Source organism: Microbacterium sp. zg-B96, assembly GCF_030246865.1.
In the GTDB taxonomy this organism is placed as follows: Bacteria; Actinomycetota; Actinomycetes; order Actinomycetales; family Microbacteriaceae; genus Microbacterium.
Genome location: NZ_CP126738.1, coordinates 189132 through 214641, shown reverse-complemented (window position 1 = coordinate 214641; position 25510 = coordinate 189132). Strand labels below are relative to the sequence as shown.

Sequence of the window (25510 nt, the reverse complement as noted above, 5' to 3'; positions counted from 1 at the left end):
GTCAGGGCGCGCACGCCTCCGCCACCGGCGAACTCTGCCGGTCGGCGCGCACGAGGGTGATCTCGACACACGTGCGCCCACCCGGCTCGACCGGCACCGTCAGCGTGGTCTGATCGGTGGATTCCATCCGGGACTCCTCGCCGAGGCGCTGGACGGCCCACAGGTAGGTGTCGCCCTCCTCGGGTTCGGCGTTGCGCCACGTGAACGTCACGTTCTCGCCCTGCACGGCCCCTTCCAAGTCCGCCACGGTGGGCACGCCGCCGTCGGGGAGGATGTCGGCCGGGCCCTCTTCCTCGTCCTCGGGCGCCGACGAGGGCTCTGCCGCCGGTGCCAGCAGCCCGGTCGCCGCCGCGAGGGCGATGCCGCCGCCACCGAGCACGACGACGGCAGCCACGATGCCCCCGATGAGCGCGCCGGTCCGCCGGGGGCGGGCGGGTGCCGCAGCCGGGGCCTCCTCCTCGCCCTGGACGGGCGAGTCCGCCACCGGGGGCGCGGCCGCGAACGCCGGCGCGGGAGCGGCCGTGGACGCACCCAGCGGCGCGGAACGCTGCACGGTGGCATCCGGGGGCGCGCTGTCCCACATGGGCAGGTGACCTGCGGCGGGGCGCAGCATGGTGGCGCCGACCGTCGTCCCCGCCGGCGGCGACGTGATGCCCGCCAGCGGGGTCGTCGAGCCGGGTGCCCGCACGATCGGCGGCGGGAGCGAGGGGTCGATGCTGACGATGCCCCGGATGCGGGTCAGCCCGCCGTCCTCGTCTTCCATCGGGGAGTCGTCGACGCTCTCGTCGATGACGTCGATCGGGGTGGCGGCCATGTTCAGCTCGAGTTGCACCCGCTGCAGCGCGCGGGCGAAGTCCAGCGCGCTGGCGTAGCGGTCGCCGGGGGCGGTGGCCATGGCCCGCTCCAGCGCCCGCTGCAGCGAGGCCGGCGCGTCGGCGCGGCCCAGCGGGGGCACCGGCATCGTCAGTACCCGCTGAATGAGTTCCGAACTGCCGTTGCGCTGCCCCGGGATCTCGAAGGGCGACCGCCCTGCCAGCAGCGTGTAGACCGTGGCGCCGAGCGCGTAGACGTCTCCGCTGCGTCCCGGCGACCCTGCCTCGGCGAATGCCTCCGGCGGGGACCACGGGATCGACATGCCCGCCAGTTCCTGCACGGAGTCACCGGCGGTCGAAATGCCGAAGTCGGTCAGTGCCGGCCGGTTGTATTCCGTGACGAGGATGTTCGCCGGTTTGATGTCGCGGTGCAGGATACCGGCGCGGTGCGCGGTCTCGACGGCGGCAGCGACCTGCACGCCCACCCGCAGCGACTCGGCCACCGAGAACGGCTCACGTCGGTACCGCGCCTGCAGGTTGGGGCGGGAGCAGTACTCCATCACCAGATATGGCCGGCCGTCGTCGGAGACACCGGCCTGGTAGATCGTGACGATCGCGGGATGCGTCGACAGCTGGGCCATGATGTTGGCCTCGGCGGCGAAATCCTCGATGGAGGTCTGGCTGAGCCGATCGGCCAACAGCACCTTCACCGCGACGCGACGCTGCGGCAGCGCCTGGTCGTAGAGGAACACGTCGGCGAACCCGCCCGAGCCGAGCAGTTCCCGATAGATGAAGCCGGGGATGTCCGGAGGAGCGGTGGGCGGACGTGACGCGTTCATCAACCCTCCCGGTAGGTCACGGTCACTTCGTCACCGAGGTCAAGCGCATCGCCGTCGAGCAGGATGGTCGCCTCCCCGGGGTGCAATCGCATGGGACTGGAGCCGTCCCGGTGCAGCACGGTGCCGTTGGTGGTGTCGAGGTCGACCACGACGGCCGATTCGCCTTCACGGCGCACCTCGATGTGACTGCGGGAGATGTCCTGGCTGGGACTTTCGACCGTGACCAGCTGCGGCACGTCGTCGCCCACGCGTGTGGCACGGGGCCGCCGGCCGATGACGACACCACGGTCGAGCACCAGCGTCCGCCCCGTCGACAGCTCGAGGCGGCCCAGCGCCGGCGGCGGCACCGGGGCGGGCGGGGCGGGCACGGGCGGAGCGGGCACGGGCGGCAGGTCGGCCTCGGCGCGGCCTCTCGCCCGCATGGCGCGCGCGGCGGCCAGCGACACGGTGGCGCCGTCATGGTCGCCCGCGCGCACCAGGGATTCGCCGCCGGAGTCGGGGCGGGGAGCATCGCCTGCGGCCGCAGGCTGCTGCGCATCGGCGACGGCTGCGGCGGCCACCGAGGCCATCACCGTCTCGCCCCACAGGTGGGCGAAGCGGCCACGGCGGTCGGACTGCACGGTCTCCAGCGGGTCGTCGGCGGCGGCGGCGGAGCGGGCCGCAGCGGCGTCGCCGCTGACCCAGGCCGGTACGTCGATGAGCGGCTCCGGCGACGGTTCCTCGGCATCTGCGGGTTCGGCCTCGACCGGCTCGGCGTCTGCGGGCTCGCCCTCGGCAGGAGCCGGCTCGCCGTCGGTGTCGATGAGCGCCGGGACCGGCGGGGCGGTCGGTGCCAGCACCGGCGGGGCGATCGGCGCCAGCACCGGCGGGGCGATCGGCGCCAGCACCGGCGGGGCGATCGGCGCCAGCACCGGCGGGGCGATGGGTGCCAGCGGTACGTCAACGGCATCCTGCGTCAGCACGACCGTCACCCCGCCGGCGCGGACGATGCCGTCCACGATCGGAAGGGCGACCCCGGCAGCGGGGCCGATGCGCAACGCCACCGCGCGCGCGTCGGCGACGACGTGTTCGGCCCAGGTGGCGACCCCGGTGCCGCTGAGCACGCAGGTGCGCCCGGCCGCGTCGGTCACGTGGGCTTCCACCGCTCCGCGCACGAGCACGCGGGCAGGCTCGCCGGTGACGACCATCCCGAACGGCGGCACATCGGCGAAGCGGCCACTGGATCCGGTCGCGGCATCCAGCACTCCGGCGAGCCCGCCACCGGAGGCCAGCGCCTGCCAGACCCCCTCGACGATCTCCGGGTCCACCTCGGGGGAGACCAGCGCGACGCCGCGCGGCGATGCGATCGCGTAGGCATCGCCGGCGGTGTAGCGCGCGGGGGTGGGGCGTGATGTGGTCATGACCGGTCCTTCGTAGCGGGCGCGGTGCGGCCTCGGGGACTGCGAGCGGGCTTGCCGGCGGGGCGGATCAGCGACCGCAGGCTCAGCCGCGATCGTAGCCGACGCCAGAAGCCGACCGAGCCTTGCAGGCCGACGATGATCTCGTCGACCTCACGCCACAGCTCCTCGACGTCCTGCTCGGCCGGTTCGCCGGGACCGAACACGCCGGCATCCGCGCGCTGTGCCACCGCGACGACGCCGGGTGTCGCGAGGGCCTCGGCCAGCACCGCCCCGTCCTCCCGGCGCGTCCCGCCGGTGGGCGTCTTCGCGCCGAAGTCGCGGGCGGTGTCGAGCACTTCGTCCCACGCGCCGCTGGTGCGCTCCGACGGGGCGCCGGTCTCGCGGCGCCGACGGCGGCGACGCAGCTTCAGCAGCAGCACCGCCAGGAAGGGAGCCGCCAGCACCAGCAGGATGCCGATGCCCGCCGCGATCCACGCGAGGATCGCGAGCCACGCGAACGGGCCGCCATCGTCGTCGTCTTCGTTGCCCTCGTCCTCCGGGACGTCCGGCGGCAGGTTGACCGGATCCTGCGCGGGCGGCGGCGGCTGCAGCGTCTGCGGCTGCAGTTCGGTCTGCGGCACCGTCTGCTGGTCGGTCGGGACCTGGTCCTCCGGCGGCGTGGGGTCAAAGGGCACCCAGCCGTACTCGTCGAACGCGACCTCCACCCACGCGTGCAGGTCCTCGCCGGTGGCGGCGAAAGCCCCGCCGGTGGCCTCCTCCTCGGGGTAGAAGCCCATCACCACGCGTGCCGGCAGTCCCAGCTGACCGGCCAGCAGCGCCATCGTGACGGCGTACTGCTCGTCGTCGCCGATCATGCGCTCCGGCGTCGCCAGCAGCGCCTGGATGCGCTCCGAGCCGTGCCCGGCGCGCGAGATCGCCTCGCCCTCGAGTCCGTGACTGAAGAACCCCTTCGCCGACAGCGCGGTCGCGAGGGCATCGACCTGCTCGAACGGGGTGTCGGCCGAGCCGACGAGCTTCGACGCCATCGACGCAGTGCCCTCGGGCACGTCCTGCTGCGGCGGCAGCGCGAGCGGGGCGATCGCGGCCTCTTCCAACTGCGCCCGTGTGGGCGTGCGGGGCAGCACGACCTCGAGGGTGTAGCTGTCGCCTTCGCGTAGCCCCGCCGTGACGACGCCGACGCCGGTCGCGCGGTTGTAGAACGTGGACCGTTGCAGGTCGTCGGCACGGTCGCCGCGGTAGCTGATGCCGGTGAGATACCCGGCATCGGGCAGCCACACGCCGCGGAGCGACCCGATCTCGACCTCGAGCGTGGCCGATTCCCCCTCGACGGTGGCGGGGATCTTGTCGCCCATGCGCAGGAAGCTCGCCGACGACCCGGCGCCCTCGCTCGCGACGTTGTAGACGACGCCGTCGTAGGCATCCAGCGTCGCCAGCCGCACCCGGCCACCCTCTGGCAGCCCCTCGACGGTGAACAGCGTCTCGTCGGCCTTGTCGCGCACGTAGGCGCGGAAGGACTGCAGCGGGCTGACGTAGTTGCGCAGATCGATGGGAGGCAGGATCGCGTCGCGCACGACATAGCGGGGACCAGCCGGGGCCACCACGGCGCTCGCGCCGGCACCGAGACCGATCGCCAGCGCCAGTACGCCGGCCGCGGCCAGCACGCGCCGCCCGGTGCCGTGCACTGTGGTGGAACCGGATTCGGCCGCGTACCGGTGCGCCGAGATCGAGCGGCGGTACGACGCCCACGCGATCGCCACGACGGCGAAGACGGCGCCCTGGATGATCGGCACCGCCGGCTGGGACATGCCGAACGCGATCGCCAGCACCAGCAGCACGCCGGCGGGCAGCAGCGTCCAGCCGTACTGCCTGGCGCGCAGCGCGATCGAGCCCGACAGCACCGAGACCAACAGCACCGAGAGGTAGGGGACGATCAGGAACGAATCGGATGCCGCGAACGGCGCGACGGCGGTGAGGAACTGCTTCCACGCGAACACGACGCCGCCGGCGAGGGTAAGCAGGCTCTCCAGCGTCGGCACGACACCGCCGAGCGTCGTCGTGGGCACCGCCAGCGGCGCGCCGAAGACGAAGTAGGCCGCGATCGTCGCCGCCGCGAGGGGAAGCACCCCCCACCGCAGCACGGTGCCGAGCACCGCCAGGCCCAGGCCGATCACGAGGGCGCCGAAGCCGGTGATGAGGAAGTACGGGCTGTCGAAGGTGGGACCGAACCCGACGATCGACACGGCGATGAGCGCGGCGACCGCGGCGAGGTCGATCGCGGTGCGGCGCGTCAGCGGCATCCGCTCGGTACCAGTGACGCTCACGAGAGCACCCGCCGCAGACCCACGGGAAGGTCCGAGAGCGCGCCGAGGGTGAGTACCGTGGCATCCCCCAGTCGGCGCAGGCCCGGGGTGGCCCCGGCCGTGCAGGACACGCCCAGCACGCGGGCGCCGCCGGGCAGGGTGCGGGCGGCCGCGCGCAGCGCCGGCGCGGAGACGCGGGACCCGGTGAGCATGACGACGATGCTGGCCTGCAGCGCCTCGACCTTGACCCGCGCGGCAAGCTCCGTGGTCGACGCGACGGCATGGGCGGTCTCGATGCCCGACAGCGCGTCGAGCAGGGGGCGGCCGGCCATGGTGGGGACGGTGACGTCCTGGCTGAGCACCGACACCTCACGGTCGTCGCGGATGGCCTGCGCTGCGATGGAACCGGCGGCCGAGACGGCGAGTTCGAACTCCTCGGGGTCGGCGTACTCGGCGGCGTTGCGCGAGAGGGTCACGACGATGTGCGAGCGCCGGGTGTCTTCGAACTGGCGCACCATGAGCGTGCCGACGCGTGCCGTGGACCGCCAGTGCACGTGACGGCGGTCATCGCCCGGGGCGTACTGACGCAGCGCGTGGAACGACACGTCGTCGCTGGACAGATCGCGGGTGGGAAGGCCTTCCAGGTCCCGCAGGAATCCGGCGGACATCCCGCCCAGCCCGACCGTGTGCGGGTGCACGAACAGTTCGAGCGGATCCGTCCACGCCTGGGTGCGCTGGAAGATGCCGAGCGGGTCGCCGCGGACGGCGCTGACCGGGCCGACCGTCAGCACCGCGCGGCGGGTCGTCGGGATCGCGAAGAGGTCGTCGTGGCTGGCGCCCACCGCCAGCCGCGGCACTTCGAACACCGGGCGGGCGTGGCCGACGGGAAGGATGACGCGTGCGGGCAGGATGGCCCGCGTGCCGGGGTTGCGCAGTGTGAGGCTGCCCACGGCACGCTCGCCGACCACGACCCGCTCTCGGGTCAGATCCAGCGACACGTCGTACTGCGTGCGGCCGATGAGGAACACCGAGCACACGGCCAGCAGCGCGATGCCGCACAGCGCGAGCGTGGTCAGCTCCCACCAGCCAAGGATCATGCCGGCGATGCCGGCGACCGCCGTCACCGCGGCGACCCCCCAGCCCAGCGGCGTGACGACGCCGAAGATGCGGCCGAGCCGACGCGCCACGGGCCCGGCGACGGGGGCGACGGATGCCTCGTAGCGGGCGCGGAGGGTCGGGCGCGCGGCCGAGGGCGCACGCCGAGCGCCCCGGCGCGCAAGCGTCGGGGCGGCGGGGTGCGCAGAGGCGGTCATGCCGCGCGGGCCTGCGGCGCCGGGATGTCGTCGACGACCCGCTGCACGACGCTGCGGGCGGTGACGCCGGAGAACTCCGCCTCGGGGTCCAGCACGAGCCGGTGGCTCCACACCGGCAGCGCGAGTGCCTTGATGTCGTCGGGCAGCACGTAGTGGCGGCCCTCACTGGCGGCCTTGACCTTCGCGGCGCGGACGATTGCGAGCATGCCGCGCACCGAGACGCCGATGGTGGTCTCCTTGGTCTCGCGGGTGGCTTCGGCCATCTGCGCCGCGTAGCGCAGCAGCGCGGAGTCGACGTGAGCCGTCGCGGCGAGATCGGCCATCTCGGCCACGGCGTGGGCCGTGACGACCGGCTGCAGCCGGGCGGTGGGGTTGCGATCGGCGGAGCCGGCGAGGATGCGTTCGGCCACGGCCAGGTCGGGGTAGCCGATGGAGGTCTTCAGCATGAACCGGTCCAGCTGCGCTTCGGGGAGCTTGTACGTACCGGCCTGCTCTATCGGGTTCTGCGTGGCGATCACCAGGAACGGGCGGCCCACTTCGTGCGCGACACCGTCGACGGTGATGCGCGACTCCTCCATGACCTCCAGCAGCGCAGACTGGGTCTTCGGCGAGGCACGGTTGATCTCGTCGGCCAGCACCACCTGCGCGAACACCGGTCCCTTGTGGAAGTCGAACTTGTGCGTCGCCTGGTCGTAGATCGTCACACCCGTCACGTCCGAGGGCAGCAGGTCGGGCGTGAACTGGATGCGGCTGCTGGTGCCCTGAACGGTGGCCGCCAGCGCACGAGCCAGGCTCGTCTTGCCCGTCCCCGGCGCGTCCTCGAGCAGCACGTGGCCCTCGGCGAGCATGGCCGTCAGCACGAGGCGCACGACCTCGTCCTTGCCGAGCACGGCCTGCCCGACGTTGTCGGCCAGACGTGTGAACGTGTCACGGAACCACGTCGCCTGCTCCACGGTCATCGTCATGTGTTTCCTGCTTTCCTATGGTCTTGGTGCGTCACCAGACGAACGATTCCGCGGCGCCCCAGCCGACGATGTTGACGTAGGTGACGGCGCCGGGGTCGCCGCGCCAGCACTGGAACTCCGTCGTGGTGCCGGCGCCGATGTGCACCGGGCCCTCATAGTCGTTCCACTGCCGGCCGCCCGCGATGCACTGGTAGCGGTAGCTGCCGGCGGGGAAGTTGGCGCTGGTAGTGACGGCCAGGTTGTAGCACATGTGCACACAGCCCTGTTCGGGCCGAGGCGACCCCTTCACCGAACGCGCGCTCGGGGGTGGCGGCGGGTCGGAGGTGCGGGCGCTGGCGGATGCCACGCCGCTGACCTGACCCTCGGTGTCGACGACCCGCACCTGGATCGTGTGGTGCTGGGCGTGGCCGTAGTCGACGGCCCGGCTGCCGTTCTGCGCGCCGACGTTCTCCCACCCGCCGCCGGCGATGTTGATCTCGATGCGGGCGATGTCGCGGCCGTTGAGGGCGGGGGGAGACCACGAGAAGGTGATCGACGTGCCGCTGGCCGACGCGCCCGCGCCCGGAGTGTTCGGCGGGCCGAACGGGACGACCCCGTTGGATCCCGGCGAACCGGGGCCGGCGTAGTACTGCCCGTCCATCCGGTTGACCGCTCGGATGGCGATCGAGTAGGTCGTGCCATTGGCCAGCCCCCCGACCGAACCGGAGATGGTCGCTCCCTTGGTCAAGGTCGCAAAGGAGCCGCTCCAGCCGCCGCCGTTGATCGAGTACTCATAGTCGAGCTCGTTCGCGTTGGCGCCGTTGCCGGCGCCCGCCGTCGCGGTGAAGGAGAGCTGTCCGTTCCCCGGCGACGCGCTCACCCCGGTGGGAGCGCCCGGCTCGACGAACGCCCGGCGCGGGGCCGACGGCGCGCTGAACGCACCCTGCCCTGCCTTGTTCGTCGCAGCGACGGTGAAGGTGTAATCGGCCGTCGACGCCTCGACGTTCACGGCCTGGGTGAGCTGGCCGCCGCCGACGGGGATCGTGTTGACGACGCTGCCGCCGCGCAGCACGCGCAGCGTATAGGCATCGATGGCCGCACCGTTCGTCGACGGCTGCGTCCACGACACCTGCAGCTGCGCCTGGCCGCCCACCGGCGACAGACGCTGCGTGGTGGGTGCCGCGGGGGCCGCCGGCGGCCCGGCGGGGATCTCGTTGGGCGACCAGCTGCTCCATGCCGACGGTTCGGGGGCGCGGTTCACCGCGCGCACCCGCACCTGGTAGGCGGTGCCGTTCTCCAGGCCCTCCCAGCGCATCGCGTTGCCGGTCACGCCGGTCTTCTGCGTCGCACCCGACGGTGGGGCGGGCGAGATCTCCAGGTCGAACGACTGCACCGGCGAACCCGGGGTCGACGGCGTCGTCCACGACACGTCCAGCGCGCGGTCGCCGAAGCCCAGCGCCGGCGGCTGCGGGGTGTCGGGCCGGGCGTCGGGCCGGGCAGTGGCCGACGGGGCGGACGGGTCCGAGGTGCCGACGCGGTTGGTCGCGGTGACGGTGAAGTTGTACTCGACGTTGTTGGTCAGCCCGTCGAGGGTGCACGTGGTCGAGGCGCAGGTCTTGGTGTAGTTGCCCGCCGTCGAGGTGACCGTGTAGGACGTGATCTCGGCGCCGTTGTTCGACGGCGACGACCACGACAGCACCACGGTGCGATCCTGCACGCTGGACACCGTCGGGGTACCTGGTACGTCGGGGCGGCCCTGCACCGTCAGCCGGATGCGGCCGTCCACGAGACGGTCGGGGTCTTCGGTGGCATCCTGCACGCGATAGCGCACCACGAGACTGCCGGTGAACTCGGCGCCGGGGGTGACCTCGACACGGCCGTTCTCCAGCACCCGCGGCTGCCCCTGCACCTGCCCGGACTCCACCTGCGCGTCGATGACGGTCAGCGGCTCGTTCGGGAACGGGCTCTGGTCGTTGGCGAGCACATCGATCGTCTGCGTGACGCCCTGGTGCGCCTCGGCCAGCACGTCGTCGGTGGCCACGGCCAGCGGACGAGTGGATGCCGAGACGGTCGCGGTCATCGTCGCCGTGACCGGATCGGTCTCGCCGTCGGTGACCTCCACGTCGATCGTCGCAACGGTGCCCTTGGGGGTGTCCGCGTCGGCGGAAACGCTGAGGACCCCGTCTGACACCGACGCCGAGAAGCCTTCGGGGGCCGAGTCGACGGTGCGGAACTGCAGGTTCGGCACGTCCTCCTCGTTGGGGTCGGACGCGAGACCGCGCAGGTCCAGGGTTGCCGCTTCTTCGCCCGGGGCGACCGTGATCGAGGCCCCCGACAGGGTCGGCGGCTCGTTGTCGGGCGGCAGCACGGTGATCGAGATGCTCAGCGTCGCGATCCGGCCCTCCGGGTCGTCCGGTCCGGTGCCGTCGGTGACCTCGAACGTGATCGCGTCGGCGCCGTTGTAGCCGTCCGCCGAGGTGTAGACCAGTGTCGAGGCATCCTGCACGAGCGAAGCACCGTTGGAGTGGATCGCCGAGACCTTCGCGGCCTCGGTGATGATCGCCCGGCCGCCGCCGGCGACGACGACGTGGTCTTCGAGGGCGATCTCGATCGTCTCGCCGCTGATGACCTCGATGGCACCGGTCGAGCGCAGCGACGGTCGCAGGTCGGCGAAGCCGGGGACGTGGATGAACGCGGAGGCGGTGAGACCGTCGACGTCGGTGACGTCGTAGCGGACGATGCGCGCCGTCTCGGCGATCGGGACGCGCACGACGCCGGCCGAGCGCACCGTGACGTCCTCCTCGGCCGTGCTGATCGCCAGCTCGTCGCGCACCCCGTCGGGGTCCTCGTCGTTGAGCAGCACCTCGACGTCGACGTGCGGCTGATCGCCGACGTCGGCGATCGTCACGCGGTCGTCGCGGGCGATGGGCGTCTGCAGCGGCACATCCGGGTCGATCGTGACGACGAGTGAACCGATGGCCGACGCTCCGCGCTCATCGCGGATCGTGTAGGTCATGGTCTTGGTGCCGGTCTCTTCGGCGCTGGAGATGACCACGCGGTCGCCCTTGACGGATGCCTCGATGCCCTCGGGCACCTCCAGGCCGCCGTCGACGAGCCGCACGATGTCGCCCTCGGGGTCGGAGTCGTTCACCGTGACGGGCACGGCGACGGTACGGTTCGGCCGCATCAGCACGACGTCCTTCACCGCGAACGGCGCCTGGTTCACGCCTGTCGCCGGCGCGATGCCGACCCGCACCGAGGCGGTGGCGGAGCGGCCGAGCCGGTCCTGCACCGTGTAGGTGAATTCGTCGGTGCCGAACGACTCGCCGAACGCCTCGTAGAGCAGGAAGTTGTCCCCGACGTCCACGATGCGCCCGAGCGTCGGCGCGGAGGCCTCGCCGACCAGCTGCACCGAGTCGCCGTCGGGGTCGATGCCGTCCAGCGGAATCGGGATCTTCACTTCGGAGCCGCTGAGCACCCGGGCGGTGACGTCCCGGGGGCGCGGCGCCTGGTTGTTCTCGGCGTCGACGTCGAGGATCTGGATCGTGACGTACCCGGCATCCTTCTGCCCGAGCGAATCGGCGATCTCGTACGTCGCGTAGACCGTCTTGGCCTCCGGGCCCGCGCGGAAGCGCAGGGCTTCCTCCGAGACGAACGCCTCACCGTCGGCGGGGTCGATCAGCGGATCGATGAGGTCGGGCAGCAGCGTGATCGCGTCGCCGCTGGGGTGGTAATCGTTCTCCAGCACCGGGATGCTCACGACGTCGCCGGCACGCACGACGACGGTGTCGTCGGCGGCGACCGGCGGCCGCAGCTGCGCGGGCGCCGGGATCGGGATCACGACGACGTCACCCTGCGCCGAGTGGCGGCCGTTGGAGATCTGGTACTGGATCGTCACCTGCTGGGAGAGCCCGGACTGGTCGGTCACCAGCAGATAGCGGTGGTCGATGACGGACACCGAAACGCGGGAGTTCGGCGGTGCGGTGACCGACTGCACGACGAGGATGCCGCCGGCCGGGTCGGAGTCGTTGGCCAGCACGTCGATGCGCACGTCTTTGCCCGTCGGCAACAGCGCGACGTCGCGCACCGCGATCGGCGGGTCGTCGGGGTCGGCTGCCGTCAGCACGTCCACACGCACCAGACCCACCACCGTCTGCGGTCCGTCGGTGGCGAGGTACTGCACGTAATAGACGCCGGGGGTGGGCGAGACGAACGAGAACGTCCCGGCGTTGTAATCCGGCGATACCTCGGCGCCGGCGATCTCGGTGACCCGGGCCAGGCGCAGCGGGGCGCCGCTGGGAGAGACGTCGTTGTCCAGCGGAGAGATCGAGATCTTCTCGCCGGTGCGTACCACGACGTGGTCGGGCGACGTGATGGGCTTGGTCGAACCGACCGGGCGCACGTCCACCTGCACGGTGCCGGTGGTGTCCTCGTTTCCGTCGGAGACGGTGATGGTGACCTCGCGGCGACCCTGCACCGACCCGACCGCCCGGAAGGTGATCTCGCCGTCGGAGGTGAAGTCGACCTCGTCGCCGCCGTCGGTGGCCGCCGAGCGCAGGAACATGTCGTCGCCGTCGGGGTCGATCCAGTCCAGCAGCGTGTCGTAGGTGATCTGTCCGCCCTGCTCGACGACGACGACCGGGATCGTGCGCTGCACCGGGGCGGAGTTGACCGTCCACGGGCGCACTTCGAGCGAGACGGTGGCCTGATCCGTGCCGCCGGGGCGGCCGTCGTTGACCTCGTACGTGAACAGCTCGTTGCCGGTGGCCCCCTCGGGCACCGTCACCTGCAGCGCGCGCCCGCCGTAGATCGGGGCGAGGTCGCCGACGGTCACCCCGCCCTGCGCCTCGGCGGTGAGCACGTCGCCGTCGGGGTCGTTGTCGTTGTCGAGCACCGGCAGCACCGTGGTGCGACCCGGCCGCACGCCGAAGTCGTCGTCCTCGGCGACCGGCGGGTGGTTGACGTCGGTGCGCTCGGGCAGGGACGTCTCCTCGGAGACCTCGGTGGAGGTCTGCTCGGTCTCGTCGCCGCCTTCGGGCGGGATGATGTCGTCCCAGTTGTCGACCATCTCGAGCGACTCGGTGACCGTCCATGCCGAGCCCGCGACGATGTCGTTGAGCACGACGACGTCGCGGTTCACGCGGAAGACGACGGTGGCATCCGCCGCCATGCCGGGGATCTCGTCGACCAGGTCGTCGCGGTCCTGCGGACAGTCGCGGACGAAGCGGGCCGAGCCGCCCCACGCGGCATACACGCAGCCCTTGAGCGACACCGGCGCCGCGGGGGCGCCGTTGCCGCCGGCCTTGGTCTCGGTGACGTCGCCGTCGCCCAGGGGCACGGTGACCAGCGCGGTCGGGGTGGCGTAGCTGACGTGCTCGGTGAAGGTGGAGGGATGCTGCATGACGGCATCCGCCACACCCTTGAGGTCCCGCAGGCCCAGGCCTGCGACCCACAGCCGGGAGTCGGTCTTGTTCAGCAGCACCGGCGTGGTGCCGGCCACCGTGATCGACAGCTCGTCGCCCTCGTTGAGACCGTCGATCTCCTCGCTGGAGGATTCCACGTCTTCCGGCCCCAAGCGCACCGTGGTCACGGTGCCCTGCTCGGGCGAGGCGACGTAGACGGTGCCGTCGGGGCCGGTGACGGCCGCGGCGCCCTCGCCGAACGAGGCGATCGGGTCGTCGGCGGGAGTGAAGCCCGCCAGCCCCGACGCCGGGGTGACCCACAGCGCGCCGTCCTGCGGCTCGAGCAGCGAGACGGTGGCAGCGCCGACGCCCACGGTGGCGCCGGTGGGGATGTCGATGTCGCCGACGGTGGCGACGGTGGCCACATCCACCGGAGCGAGCGTGGAGTTGGCCTGGTCGAGGACCAGCACGGTGCGCCCGTCCTGCACGATGTCGTACTGGTCCGAGACGGTGCGCAGCCCGGCGTCGAGCACCTGGGAGGCATCGTTGAAGCGGCCGACGAGGTAGCTGGACTGCTTGGTGACCCAGACGGAGCCGTCGTTCAGCTCGACATCGGTGGTCGGGAACCCCTCGTAAAGGAAGGCCATCGTCGTCAGCGAAATGGCGGAGATGGTGACGACTGACGCCGAGGCAAGGCTGCGCGGGCGCGCACGAAGCCACGCGAAGGACCTCATCTGGAACAGTCCCCCTTTGTCGTGTCCAGCGATTGCGTGGCGTCGGGTCCGACATATCGTCGGCGCTTGGTCCACCCTAGTGGGCGCGCGAGGGTGCCGCCGTGGGGAGAAGTCCCCATGCGCCGCTATGCGCGCCAGCAGCCCGCCACGTGGTCATCGACCATGCCCGATGACTGCATCAGCGCGTACATCGTCGTCGACCCGACGAAGCGGAAGCCGCGGCGGCGCAGTTCCTTCGACATCGCGTCGGATTCGGGGGTGGTCGCCGTGATCTCGGCGAACGACTGCGGCCGCGGGCGGGGCGGCGGGGCGAAGGACCACATCAGCGCGTCCAGTTCGCCCGGCGCCATCGCCTCGACGATGCGGGCGTTGGCGATCACGGCGGTGATCTTGGCGCGGTTGCGCACGATTCCGGCATCCGTCATCAGCCGTTCCACGTCGGCGTCGTCGAACGCAGCGACGGAGGCGGGGTCGAAGCCGGCGAAGACCTCCCGGAACCGCGGGCGCTTACGCAGGATCGTGATCCACGACAGGCCGGCCTGGAAGCCCTCCAGGCTCATCTTCTCGAACAGTTCGCGGTCGCCGTGCAGCGGACGGCCCCACTCCTCGTCGTGGTAGCGGATGTACTCGGGGTCATCGCCCACCCACGCGCATCGGAGCACGTCGTCGGGTCCGAGGCGGGTGTCGATGCTCACCCCGCCACCCTACGGCGGGATACCGACGGGGCCGGGCGCGGGGTGGTCGCACGGCGGGCGCACCATTCAGGAAGAACGGGCCCGCGCATCATCGCACGGGCCCGAGTCGGGACTTCTTCCTGAGTTATGCGCCGGGCAGCGTCACTTCTTCTTGAGTGACTTCTCCGACACCGGCGCCGTACCGGATGCCGCCAGCGCGGCGTAGTACTCGCGCGCCTCCTGCTGACGATCCTGCTCGGCGCCCGACGCGATGGGGGCGCGCACGTGCTCCGGCTCGAAGCCGAACGCGTCGACGAGGTCCTGTGCGTGCGGACGCAGCCGCGCGCACAACCTGTCGATGTAACGCGACACCGACGCCGCGCGCTGGGTCGACAGGCGACCGTGGATCAGGTGCCAGGCGAGGTGCTTCTCGATCACCGACAGCCCGAACAGGTCGCGCAGCCACGTGAGCACCTCACGCGTGCCCTCGTCACCGGCGCGGTTCACGCCGTCGGTGAGGGCCTCCCACTGCAGCAGCTCGGCGTGTGCCCGGGCCGCTTCGATGAGCTCGGACTGGTTCTCGTTGAACAGGGCAGCGGCCGCCGCGGGTGCCAGTTTGGCAGCGGGGCGCAGGCGCCCGGCAACATCCGACACCATCTGCTGCACCCGGCCCGACAGCAGGTCGTGCTGCTGATCGGCCCGCAGCCCCAGTTCGACCGAACGTGCCGTGGACCCGAAATCGGTGACCGCCTGGCCGAGCTGGCGGAGACCTGCGCCGTGGAAGACCCTGCCTGCGGTCTGGCCGACGGCGAAACGAGCGAGCTTCCCGGCATCCGCACCCTTGAACTGCTTGGCGAAGTCGCTCAGCAGGCGCTTGCCCACCAGCTGCAGCAGCACGGTGTTGTCGCCTTCGAAGGTGGCGTACACGTCGAGATCCTGGTGGAGCCCCACGAGCCGGTTCTCGGCGAGGAAGCCGGAGCCGCCGCACGCTTCACGGCACTCCTGGATCGTGTCCAGCGCGTTCCAGGTGGACATCGCCTTCAGCGCGGCGGCGAGGGTCTCGAGGTCCTCGCGTTCGTCCGGGGTGTCCTTGCGCCCGCTGAAGACGCCGTCGAACTTTCGGATCAGCTCGTCGCCGGCGAAATGCTGCGCGTACACCTCCGCCAGGCGCGGCAGCAGGCGCCGCTGGTGCTTGGCGTAGTCCAGCAGCACGACCTCGTCGCTGCCGCTGCCGCTGTCGAATTGGCGACGCTGATTGGCGTAGGTGACGGCGATCTTGAGCGCCAGCGCAGTGGCGTTGGTGGCCGCGCCTTCGATGCACACCCGACCCTGCACGAGCGCGCCGAGCATCGTGAAGAAGCGGCGCCCGGGGCTGGCGATCTCGCTGGAGTAGGTGCCGTCGGGGGCGATGTCGCCGTAGCGGTTGAGGAGGTTCTCGCGCGGGATGCGCACCTGGTCGAAGTGCAGGCGCCCGTTGTCGATGCCGTTGAGCCCGCCCTTGACGCCGTCGTCCTCGCCGCCGATGCCGGGGAGGAAGTCGCCCTGCTCATCGCGCAGCGGCACGAAGAAGCAGTGCACGCCATAGTTGACGCCGCCGCTGATCAGCTGCGCGAAGACGGTCGCGGCCCGCCCGTGCAGTGCCGCGTTGCCGAGGTAGTCCTTCCAGGCGCCCCGGAAGGGGGTGTGGATGACGAATTCCTCGGTGTCGAGGTCGTAGGTGGCGGTCGTGCCGACCGCGGCGACATCCGATCCGTGGCCGGTCTCCGTCATCGCGAAGGCCCCGGGGATCTTGAGGTTCATCACGTCGCGCAGCCACTTGTCGTGGTGGGGTTTCGTGCCGAGGTGGTGGATCGCCGAGCCGAACAGACCCCACTGCACGCCCGCCTTGACCTGCAGGCTCGGGTCGGCGAGGACCAGCTCCAGGTACGCGGCGACGTTGGCACCGTTGTCGTTGAGCCCGCCGTACTCCTCGGGGTAGGCCCGCCGCGAGCCACCGTGCTCGACGAGGAGGTGCAGCTGCTCCAGGACCCGTTCCCGGTGTTCGGCCATCGGCTGCCCGTCGATGCGCCAGAACGCCGGGTTCTTCACCATCTCGCGTGCTTCGCGGCGGGTGGCGGCCCAGGTTCCCAGCAGCAGGTCGGTGACGGCGTCGATGTCGATGCGGGACTCGTGGGCCTGCTCGGCGGTGTGCGGCGCGGTCGGGGCGCCACCGGCGGGGGTGCGCTTGCTCGTGGCGGGCTTGCGGGGACGGACTGCGGCGTCGGTCATGGTCACCTTTCGGTGGGAAACGGAATCATACGACCGTAGGTGTCCCACAACCCGACCTCAACCCGGTTGGCTGGTATCGACAGGCACCGCCGCCCACCTCCCGACCCCCCGTTGTGCGCACCCCACACCCGCTGCCGAGTGAGTATTCGTGCCCGCGAGTGAGTATTCGTGCCCGCGAGTGAGTATTCATCGCACCGAGTGAGTATTCATCGCACCCGGTGCTTGGCGTCTGCTCAATGCGGCGGACAGGATGGGACGCGTCGAGAGGGGCGCCGGATGCCGGTGACGCTTGCACGCTGAAGTGAGGACGACTTCGATCTGCTCGTCCATATGAGTACGCCCGAGATGACGGTGTTCCTCGGCGGCTCGGAGACCCCGGCGCAACTCGTCGACCGGCAGGAGCGTTACCTGCGTGCGTGGAGCCTCGGCTCGGGACACATGTTCCGCATCGACGTCGACGCGGACCCGGCCGGCGGCATCGGCTACTGGGAGGTCGAGCACGACGGGCATCCGGCGCTCGAGACGGGGTGGAGCGTACTGCCGGAGTTTCAGGGTCGAGGCGTCGCGGGCGAGGCGCTGCGTCAGCTGATCGATTCCGCACAGGCGGACGGTCGCCGCAACCTTCTCGTCGCATATCCCGGTGTGGACAACCCGGCATCCAACACCCTCTGCCGACATGCCGGGTTCGCCGCGCAGGGCGAGAAGACCATGCCCTGGCGTGGCGGCGAACTCACCTTCCGCATCTGGACGCTCGCGCTGTGAGGTGGCGTCCACCTGCATGTCTCGGGCACGAATACTCACTCGACAGCACGAATACTCACTCGGCGGCACGAATACTCACTCGGCGGCACGAATACTCACTCGGCGGCGCGGTGGGGTCAGTGGGCGGTCGGCGGGGGGAAGGCCAGTTGCGCCGAGACCAGCCCGTGCTCGCGACTGACGATCTGCGCGCGCCCCGGGGCGGCGCGCACCGGCTTGACCCGTCCGATCAGCGCGCCCTCCTCGGGGTTTCCGCCCAGCAGGATGCCGGTCACGCCCAGATCCGTGAACCGCTGGATGATCGGGTCGTAGGCGGCGCGGCTGGCTCCCCCGGTGCGGCGAGTGAGGATGACGTGCAGCCCCACGTCGCCGGCCTGCGCGAGCAGCGGCTGCAGCACGGCGAGCGGGTTGCCCTGGCTCGTCGCGACGAGGTCATAGTCGTCGACGATGATGAACCCGTCAGCGCCCTTCCACCAACTCCGCTCGCGCAACTGCTCCGGGGTGACGTCGGGGCCGGCGATGCGGTTGCCGAAGTACTGCGCGAGATCGTTCATGCCACCGGTGGCCAGCTCGTGCGACGTGAGATACGCGCCGAGGTAGTCGGCTGGGATCTCGCCGAGGAGCGCCCGCCGGTAGTCGACCACGAAGATCTTCGCCTCGTCCGGACGGTAGACGCGTGTGATCTCCTGGACCACGCCGCGCAGGAAGGCCGATTTACCCATGCCCGAGTCACCGTAGAGGAACAGGTGCGGCTCGACACGCGGGTCGATCCCGAACGCGGACAGCTGCGCCTCCTCGATGCCCAGGAGCAGCCGGCGGTCCTCGGGAGCGGCGAGCGCCCGCAGTTCGTCCAGCGGGAGCATGTCAGGAAGCAGCCGCAGTTTCGGCCCGGGTGCCCCTCGCCACGCCGCGGACACGCGCGCGATCAGATCCTGCACGCCGTCGGAGAGGGTGGCCGGGTCGGATGAGCCGTCGATGCGCGGGATCGCACCGAGCATCTGGAGCTTGGCGGGGCTGAGGCCGCGGCCGGGCTGACCGACGGGGACGTTCGCAGCCTGCTTGCGGTCGACGTCGGAATCAGTCGGATCGCCCTGGCGCAGCTCGAGCCTGGTCTGGATGAGGTCCTTGAGGCTGGCGCGAATCTCAAGCCACCGGTTGGCCGTGATGATCACGTGCACCCCGAAGCTCAGCCCCCGCGCGGCGATGGTCTGGATGCGGGCCTCCAGTGGCTCATACTCGCCGCGCACCGTCGCCCAGCCGTCCACGACGAGGAAGACGTCGCCGAAGCCATCGTCCACGTCGCCCCTGCGCCGCCGACCGCGGTAGGTCTCGATCGAGTCGATGCCGTGACGGCGGAAATACTGTTCGCGCGCGTCGACGATCGACTCGATCTCGGCGACCGTGCGACGCACGGCTTCGGGCTCGGTGCGCGTGGCCACCCCGGCGACGTGGGGATGCTGCTGCATCGCCGTGAAGCTACCGCCACCGAAGTCGAGCACGTAGAACTGCAGCTCCTGGGGCGTGCCGATCAGCGCGAGCGCCGAGACCAGCGTGCGCGCGAGCGTGGACTTCCCGCTCAGCGGCGATCCCACGATCGCGACGTGACCGGCGGCGCCGCCCAGCCCGACGACGAGGCGGTCGCGGCGCTGCTCGAGCGGCACGTCGACGAGCCCGAGGGGCACGGTGAGGATACCGGCCGCGCGCCATCCGGGAGAGATCAGACCGAGCTGCGGGTCCTCCACGAGGTCGGGCATGAGCTCGTCCAGCGAGGCGGGATCGGACAGCGGCGGCAGCCACACCTGATGCGCGGCCGGACCGTGACCCTGCATCCGCTCCACGGCGATCTGGAACGTCGCGCGCTCCTCCACGGCGGCGGCCGGGGCGATCACCCGGGCAGGGACGTCCTGCGCTGCTTCGACCGGCTGTGCGGCGGCGGTGAAGACCTCGATGTGCGCTGGACCGTCGACGCCGGACGTCGTCTCATCGACGACATCGCCCGGGTCGGTCTTCGGCCTGCCCGACACGTACGCGGCGCGGAACTGTACGAGCGTCTCGGTGTCGCTCTTGAGGAAGCCGACGCCCGGCTCCTGCGGCAACGTGTACGCGTCGGGGGTACCGATGATCGTGCGTGACTCGGATGCCGAGAACGTGCGCAGGCCGATCCGGTACGACAGGTACGTATCGAGTCCCCGGAGCTTGCCCTCTTCGAGACGCTGCGAAGCCAGCAGCAGATGCACGTGCAGGGAGCGGCCCACCCGACCGATGTTCAGGAAGCTCTCCACGAACTCCGGCTTGGCAGACAGCAGCTCGGAGAACTCATCCACGATCACGAGCAGGGCCGGCAGCGGGGCCAGGTCGGTGCGCCCGCCGCGGCGCGCCTTCTCGTACTCGCCGACGTTGGCGAAGTTGCCCGCGGCGCGCAGGAGCTCCTGTCGGCGCGTGATCTCGCCCTGCAATGCGTCCTGGAAACGGTCGACCAGTGCCAGCTCGCTGCCGAGGTTCGTGATCACCGCCGACACGTGGGGCATACTCGCCATCCCGGCGAACGTCGCTCCACCCTTGAAGTCGACGAGGACGAAGTTGAGATGCTCGGGTGAATGGGTCAGCGCGAGGGCCAGCACGAGCGTGCGCAGCACCTCCGATTTGCCCGACCCGGTGGCGCCCACCATGATCCCGTGCGGGCCGGATCCCTGCTGCGCCGCCTCCTTGATGTCGAGCACGAGCGGTGCGCCGGTCGTGTCCTGACCGATCGGGACGCGCAGCCGGTCGCGTTCGAGGCGGCCCGACCACACTCGGTCGAAATCGATCGAGCGGACGTCGGGCAGTCCCAGCAACTCGGTGAGCTCGCGCTGGCCCTGCGCGACAGGAGCGTCCTCGACGCGCATCGGTCGCGAGCGCAGCGGCATCAGCCGGCGAGCGGTGGCCTCGGCCTCTGCGATCGACATCGCATCCGGGGTGAACGGTTCCGCTGCGCGCGCGAGGTCGATGAACTCGGCGCGGGCGGGAGGGGTGGATGCCACGGCGCGGCCCCTGCGGAAGGATCCGGTGATCCGTGGCGGCGCAGCATCCGCCAGGGCGATGCGCGCGGTGGCGGGGTGCGTGAGCTCCCCCCAGCGCTGCGGCAGGTCGATCACGGTGACGCCCTGCATGCCTTCGCTTGCCACGACCGGGCTGCCGGTGCCCGGCTCGGCCCCGTCGATCACCAGCAGCACGTGCGGGGTCACCCCCTCGCCCGCCCCGAACCGAGGACGATCCCGCAGCTGCGCGGGCAGCATGTCCTCGAGGTCGTCCAGCGACGCGGCGATCATCCGGGCAGGTCCCAGGCGGTCCTCCACGCGCGGCGACATCACGTGCGGCAGCCACTTCGCCCACTCCCAGTGGGCGGCCTGCTGCTCGCCGGCGAGGATCGCCACGATCAGGTCCTCCGGATCGTGCAGGGTCGCCGCGCCCGTCACGATCGCCCGCGCGAGCGATCGGATGGATTCTTCCTGAGGACCGACGATCTCCAGGCGCGCGTAGTCATCCAGCTCGATGCCGAGCGGGACGTCGTGCTGGATCTCGTGGGTCAGCATGAACCGGTGCGCCGCGGATGCGGCGACGGGGTCCAGCTGGGCGAGCGGCGGCAGCTCCGGCGCCGCCAGCGCGATGCTCAGCGGCTGATCCGACGTCCCGATGCGGGCCAGGAGAAAGGCCGGGTCCCCCGGTTCCCGTTCCCACACGCGCGACCGCTCCTCGGCGATGAAGGGCAGCGCCGCAGGTGCGGGGGTGATCCACCCGCCGTGTCGGCGCTGCTTGCGTGCGGCCACGCGCACCGTCTCGCGCAGATCGGCCAGGTACGCGAGGTACTCGCGGCGGTTGCCGAGCACCTGCGCCGTGCGCTGCGACCGCTGCCGCCAGCCGTTGACGGCGACGAATCCCAGCGATGACAGCAGGAACATCCCGCCGATGAGGAACCCGGTGGGCCCGGCATTGGTCAGCGTCACCATGACGATCGCACCGACGCTGCCAAGCATCGGCAGCAGCGAGGTGAGGATGCCGCTGCCGCCCTCGCTTGGCACGAGTTCGGGCGGCGGCTGCAGCACGATGCGGCCGTCGGGCAGGCTGGGCGGCGCCAGGCGGGGTCCCTTGCTCACGCGGGGTTTCCGATCAGTCGACTGACGGTGAAAACGCGCTCTCCCACCCGGACGCGGGTACCCTCGTCCAGCGGCGTTCGCACGCCGGAGGCGAGGGGACGCCCGGTGCCGTCCTCGTCGACGAGCTCCGAACCGTTCGTCGAGCCGGCATCGATGACCCACGCCGAACGGCCGTCGTGCTCGAGACGCAGGTGCATCTTGGAGACCATCCGGTCGGGATCCTCGACGGCGAGCACCGCGTCGCCGGGTTCGGTGGCCACGGGGGCGCGGCCGAGGTTGACGGCGGCAGGCAGGGGGAACTGCGCCCGCTGCCCGGTATCGAATACGAGCAGCAGCTGAGCGCCGCGCAGCGACGGTGGCAACGCCGGGGCCGTCGGGACCGAGGGTGCAGCGGGCACCGTCGGCGGTGGCGGCACGTCGCGGCCGGGCGCCGGGGCCACCGGCTCCCACCCCGCTGCCGACAGGATCTCGGTGGCGGGAGGTCCGGCCGCCGGCACCGGGCGCGCCGCAGCGCCGGCGGAACGGCCGAGCACGGTGGGGGCGGCAAGGCTCGCCGCCGGGCCGGCCGCCGACCGCTCGGGCAACGCCATGACCACCGTCTCGGAGGCCTTGTCATGCCATGACCGACGACGACCGGCGCGGTCCCACGCCGCCGAGGCCACGACGACCCATGCTCCGGCGAGAAGCACCACCGCCGAAAGCAACAGCAGCAGACCGCGCACGAAGGCACGTCCGGCACCGGGCGAAAACGGAACATCCTCTCGTGCGACGCGCATGCGCAGCATCAGCCCGCCGGGCGTCGCGCCCGTGCGGGCCTCCAGGATCCACAGCCCCAGCAGCGCCTCGGCGCCGAGCGCGATCCCCAGCACCGGGGACCCCAGCACGACGCCCACGGCGGTCAGCAATGCGACCAGCGCAACGTCGATCGAGAAGGCGCCGAGCCGGGCCCCGAGGGGCGCGGGCGCACCGACGAAGGTCGATGGCAGGCTCATGCGGCCATCATTGCACGCAGCGCGTCGACGACGTCGGCGGCGAGGAATGCCGCCGGCAGTGAGAGGGCCACCGCGATCCACTCGAGCGCATCACCGGCGCGCGACCATGCGAGCGACCGCACGCCGCGACCGGCGGGGATCACGAGGAAGGCGCTCGCGGCACCGGCGGCGAGCGCCAGGGCGGCCACCACCGTCAGCATTCTCGTGTCCGCCGAGGGGATGAGGGCGATCAGCATCACCAGCAGGACGGCTGCGGCCCCCAGACGCGAGATCCAGCGCAACGCGGGGACCGTCGCACGGCGTGCGCCCAGCAGGAGGGACAGCACCACGGTCACGCCCAGCGCGATCCGGCCGACAAGCACGAGCGGATCGTCGGAGGGGAAGGACGGCAGCGCGATGGGCGCGGCAGCCACGCCCGCCACGACCAGGAGCAGGACGCCGGTGAGCAGGCGGGCGGTGGATCGCTGCACGAGGCGGCGCGCCTCGTCGTCGTCGACGAACAGCACCTCCTCCGGCAGCTGCTGCCGGACGGTCCAACGGGTCGTCTGGAAACGGGCGTAGTCGATGAACGTGCCCGGCGGAACGTCTACGACTGTGGCAAGCAGCAGCCGGTGACCTGCGGGGATGAGACCGAGCGTCACGGCGGCGGGAGCGGCCGCATCCATGCGCCACAGCAGTGCCGCGCCCCACACCACGGCGATGACGAGGAGCACCGCCATGGCGGTGCGGCTTTCGGCGCGCAGCGTTGGGGACGGTGTGGCGGTACCCATGATGCCCGCCAGCGTCGCGGCGAAGAGCGTTCCGACGAACACGGCCAGCACACCCCCGGAGGCGGGCACCGGGGGCACCAGCGCGGCTCCGGCAGCGAACCCGAGCACGAGGACCGCGATGGTGGGGGCAAGCGGAGCGCGCCGCCCGCGCGGCGCACGGACGGCGAACACCGTCCCCGCCAGCATCGCGGCAACGGCCGCGGCCGCCCCGGCGAGCCTACGCACGGAGGTGAAGTCGCCGGTCGGTGTGAACAGCACGACCGCAGCGAGCACGGCCCCCGCCCCGGCCAGCACCCACCACGTGGGCGTCGGAAGATCCGCCGGCGGCAACGACCCCACCCGCGGTCGCCCACGGCCCCGCCCCGGCGCGGGGGAGATGTCGACGAGCATCAGCACGGTGCCGTCCTCGAGGTCTCCCAACAGGGTGTCCGGCGCGATCTGTCGACCGGCGATCTCTACGACGGCTCCCGCGCCCGTCCCGGGATGCGCGCCGACCGCGCGGACAGCGTCGTCCACACGCGCGTGGACGGGCACGACCAGATCGTGGCGGCGCGCGCCGTCGACGATCGCGATACGTCGGCGCCGGACGGTCTCCCGCGTCACCCGCACCCTGCCTTCCCTGGCACTCAGGCGGTCGCGATCGAGTCGCCCGTCGAGACGGACCCGGCACATCACCGGGTCACCGTCGCCTCACCGTCGGGCGAGCCGCCCCAACCTGACGATCGAACATGAGAGTGCCCTCATTTGTCAATGACGTATTTGATCAGGTGCCGATTGCCCATTCGATCTCCCCTTTATGACTGAATTGATGCTGGTGCTCCGGCCCCGCGCCCCCATAGATTGCTCGGTGGCGCTCCGACGTGGACGGGATCGCCGCCGCCGGCGCGGTACCCGTTGCCGACGTCATCAGTTCGCACTGTTCCGGCCTCGGCCGGACCGACAGATTGAGGGGAAGCCGTGGCAGATCTCATCGCCGCAGAAGAAGGCGCACTCCGGCGTGGAGCCGAAGCCGTCAACACCGCGAAGTCCGGAATCGACGAGCAGGTCAAGAAGGTCCGTACCGAGCTGGACCAGGTTGCCGGCTTCTGGAGCGGCGCCGCCGCCAGCTCATACACCCAGTTGCTCAACCGCTGGAACGACGAGACCACCAAGCTGAACCAGGTGCTCGTCACGCTCGAAGACGCACTGCGCGGCACGGAGCGCGACCAGGCGGCCTCCGAGGAATCCCACCAGCAGACCATCAGCAACCTCGGATCGATCCTCGGCTGACGCCGGGCTCCGCAGAAAGGAAACAGTCATGTCTTCCATCTCCGTTCGCCCCGAGCAGGTCATCGCTCTCGCCGGCCAGATCCGCAACGGCTCTTCCGGCATCCGCTCGCGTCTTGAAGAACTCGAAGCCGAGGTCGGTTCGCTCCGCGCCAAGTGGGACGGCGAGGCCCAGACGGCCTACGACCAGGCACAGGCCCAGTGGAACCAGTCGGTGTCCCGTCTGAACGACCTTCTGCAGCAGATCGCGGGCAAGACCGAGGAGATCGCTCAGGGGTACGTGTCGACCGATAAGTCCGCTGCCGGGCGCTTCGTCTGACGTTTCTCGGGCCGGCGACCGTCTGGTCGCCGGCCCTTCGGCACACATACCGGTGCCGATTCCACGCGCGTGCCGATTCGGGCGCGCATCTGCGACTTGCGAGGGGGTATCTCTATGGCCAAGGTGATCGATCTCGACGCGGGCGGGGAGGTCGCGGCGCACAACGCCAGCACCCTGCAGGAGGTGAGCGCGGAGCTTCCCTCGCCGTCCGTCATCACCCAGGTGGACGGCAATCGCACCGAAGAGGCCCCCAACCGCTTCACCGCCCGACTCGAGCTCCGATCCGAGGCGATCTCACGGCGGGTGGAGGCGATCCGCGCGTTCGTCGCCGCGAACGCCGAGGCCCTCAGCAACGCGGTCACCGCACTGCGGGAGTCCGACCAGTTGAGTGCCTCCGCCGCCGCCCAGACCGCTGCGATCATCGACGACGTGGCAGCGGGGCGGGCGCTGGGCGGGGCGGCCGCCGGTGCCGCTGCGGGGGGTGCGGCCGGAGCGGCTGCGTCCGCGGGAGCTGCCCAGGGCGCCAAGGACGTCTTCGGCGGCTGAGCGCCGGCTGGGTGAGGATCTCCGAGGTGAGGATACGTA

At 71.3% G+C, this 25510-nt stretch carries 14 protein-coding genes and 1 pseudogene; 4 read left to right on the top strand and 11 right to left on the bottom strand.

The genetic code is table 11. The features are described 5' to 3' along the window. Position 1: 1 nt before the first annotated feature. From QNO11_RS00980 to QNO11_RS00945, 8 genes are all read right to left on the bottom strand, one after another. On the bottom strand, positions 2-1651 hold the full coding sequence (locus QNO11_RS00980) for a serine/threonine-protein kinase (RefSeq protein ID WP_257508861.1): 1650 nt from the start codon (positions 1649-1651) through the stop codon (positions 2-4). Next, positions 1651-3051, bottom strand: coding sequence for an FHA domain-containing protein (locus tag QNO11_RS00975; protein ID WP_257508860.1), 1401 nt, complete (start codon positions 3049-3051; stop codon positions 1651-1653). The genes QNO11_RS00980 and QNO11_RS00975 overlap by 1 nt, the downstream gene beginning before the upstream one ends. Continuing rightward, positions 3048-5372, bottom strand: a complete 2325-nt coding sequence (locus QNO11_RS00970) for a transglutaminase TgpA family protein (RefSeq protein WP_257508859.1) — start codon at positions 5370-5372, stop codon at positions 3048-3050. Before QNO11_RS00970 ends, QNO11_RS00975 begins: the two co-directional genes overlap by 4 nt. Beyond that, the gene (locus tag QNO11_RS00965; RefSeq protein WP_257508858.1) at positions 5369-6664 is read right to left on the bottom strand and encodes a DUF58 domain-containing protein; all 1296 of its coding nucleotides are present in this window, start codon (positions 6662-6664) and stop codon (positions 5369-5371) included. Before QNO11_RS00965 ends, QNO11_RS00970 begins: the two co-directional genes overlap by 4 nt. Further along, complete coding sequence (locus QNO11_RS00960) at positions 6661-7629, bottom strand: AAA family ATPase (protein ID WP_257508857.1); 969 nt, start codon at positions 7627-7629, stop codon at positions 6661-6663. Before QNO11_RS00960 ends, QNO11_RS00965 begins: the two co-directional genes overlap by 4 nt. Before the next feature lie 31 nt (positions 7630-7660). After that, positions 7661-13657: an Ig-like domain-containing protein gene (locus QNO11_RS00955; RefSeq protein ID WP_257508856.1), complete on the bottom strand. Its 5997-nt coding sequence runs from the start codon at positions 13655-13657 to the stop codon at positions 7661-7663. Between the two features lie 212 nt (positions 13658-13869). Beyond that, positions 13870-14433: a DNA-3-methyladenine glycosylase I gene (locus QNO11_RS00950; protein ID WP_285169939.1), complete on the bottom strand. Its 564-nt coding sequence runs from the start codon at positions 14431-14433 to the stop codon at positions 13870-13872. Between the two features lie 147 nt (positions 14434-14580). Next, a complete protein-coding gene (locus tag QNO11_RS00945; protein ID WP_257508855.1) occupies positions 14581-16686 on the bottom strand; it encodes an acyl-CoA dehydrogenase family protein in 2106 nt (701 codons plus the stop codon). Between the two features lie 315 nt (positions 16687-17001). On the opposite strand from QNO11_RS00945, the pseudogene QNO11_RS00940 reads away from it, so the two are divergent. Then, positions 17002-17448 (top strand): annotated as a pseudogene (locus QNO11_RS00940) (GNAT family N-acetyltransferase); the annotation flags it as partial. 116 nt (positions 17449-17564) lie between these two features. Here QNO11_RS00940 and eccCa read toward each other — a convergent pair. Genes eccCa through QNO11_RS00925 form a run of 3 tightly spaced genes read right to left on the bottom strand, consistent with a single transcriptional unit; the run spans position 17565 to position 23943 of the window. After that, positions 17565-21578, bottom strand: coding sequence for a type VII secretion protein EccCa (eccCa, locus tag QNO11_RS00935; RefSeq protein WP_257508854.1), 4014 nt, complete (start codon positions 21576-21578; stop codon positions 17565-17567). Continuing rightward, the gene (locus QNO11_RS00930) at positions 21575-22570 is read right to left on the bottom strand and encodes an RDD family protein (protein ID WP_257508853.1); all 996 of its coding nucleotides are present in this window, start codon (positions 22568-22570) and stop codon (positions 21575-21577) included. Before QNO11_RS00930 ends, eccCa begins: the two co-directional genes overlap by 4 nt. Further along, positions 22567-23943, bottom strand: coding sequence for a hypothetical protein (locus QNO11_RS00925; RefSeq protein WP_257508852.1), 1377 nt, complete (start codon positions 23941-23943; stop codon positions 22567-22569). The genes QNO11_RS00930 and QNO11_RS00925 overlap by 4 nt, the downstream gene beginning before the upstream one ends. Before the next feature lie 354 nt (positions 23944-24297). Here QNO11_RS00925 and QNO11_RS00920 point away from each other — a divergent pair, with 354 nt between their 5' ends. The 3 genes from QNO11_RS00920 (at position 24298) to QNO11_RS00910 (ending at position 25471) form a co-directional block, all read left to right on the top strand. After that, positions 24298-24609: a WXG100 family type VII secretion target gene (locus tag QNO11_RS00920; protein ID WP_257508851.1), complete on the top strand. Its 312-nt coding sequence runs from the start codon at positions 24298-24300 to the stop codon at positions 24607-24609. A gap of 28 nt (positions 24610-24637) precedes the next feature. Next, on the top strand, positions 24638-24925 hold the full coding sequence (locus tag QNO11_RS00915) for a WXG100 family type VII secretion target (RefSeq protein WP_257508850.1): 288 nt from the start codon (positions 24638-24640) through the stop codon (positions 24923-24925). Positions 24926-25039: 114 nt separating this feature from the next. Continuing rightward, on the top strand, positions 25040-25471 hold the full coding sequence (locus tag QNO11_RS00910; RefSeq protein WP_257508849.1) for a hypothetical protein: 432 nt from the start codon (positions 25040-25042) through the stop codon (positions 25469-25471). Positions 25472-25510: the final 39 nt, after the last annotated feature.